The organism is Pseudomonas sp. PA-1-3F (genome assembly GCF_021609665.1).
GTDB classification, from domain to species: Bacteria; Pseudomonadota; Gammaproteobacteria; order Pseudomonadales; family Pseudomonadaceae; genus Aquipseudomonas; species Aquipseudomonas paracarnis.
Genome location: NZ_WJZD01000083.1, coordinates 1 through 638, shown reverse-complemented (window position 1 = coordinate 638; position 638 = coordinate 1). Strand labels below are relative to the sequence as shown.

The following is a 638-nucleotide window of genomic DNA, read 5'->3' as shown; positions in this document are numbered from 1 at the left end:
TACCACGTCTTTCATCGCCTCTGACTGCCAAGGCATCCACCGTATGCGCTTCTTCACTTGACCATATAACCCCAAGCAATCTGGTTATACTGTGAAGACGACATTCGCCGAAAATTCGAATTTCTCAGTTAAGAGAACTCACAAATTTTACCTTAGCCTGATCCGTTACCAGTGAAAGTAACGTTCAGTCTATCTTTCTATCACATACCCAAATTTTTAAAGAACGAACTAGTCAAAGACTAGAAATCAACATTCACCATCACAACGATGGAATGCTCATTTCTAAGCTTTATACAAACAGAAGCAGTAGTGGTGGAGCCAAACGGGATCGAACCGTTGACCTCCTGCGTGCAAGGCAGGCGCTCTCCCAGCTGAGCTATGGCCCCGTATTTCTACAGGCGTTTCCCACACAAAATTGGTGGGTCTGGGCAGATTCGAACTGCCGACCTCACCCTTATCAGGGGTGCGCTCTAACCAACTGAGCTACAGACCCAATTTCGGGCTGCTTCTTTCGTCTTCTTCAATGAATCAAGCAATTCGTGTGGGAACTTATGGAGCAGCTGATGTCGTCGATTAAGGAGGTGATCCAGCCGCAGGTTCCCCTACGGCTACCTTGTTACGACTTCACCCCAGTCATG

The 638-nt window shown here is 47.3% G+C and carries 2 tRNA genes and 1 rRNA gene; all 3 read right to left on the bottom strand.

What is annotated here, in order from left to right:
• Window positions 1–310: 310 nt before the first annotated feature.
• Window positions 311–386: transfer RNA gene (locus tag GIV26_RS27080), tRNA-Ala, on the bottom strand.
• Between the two features lie 30 nt (window positions 387–416).
• Window positions 417–493, bottom strand: a tRNA-Ile gene (locus tag GIV26_RS27075).
• 81 nt (window positions 494–574) lie between these two features.
• A 16S ribosomal RNA gene (locus tag GIV26_RS27070) occupies window positions 575–638 on the bottom strand; the annotation flags it as partial.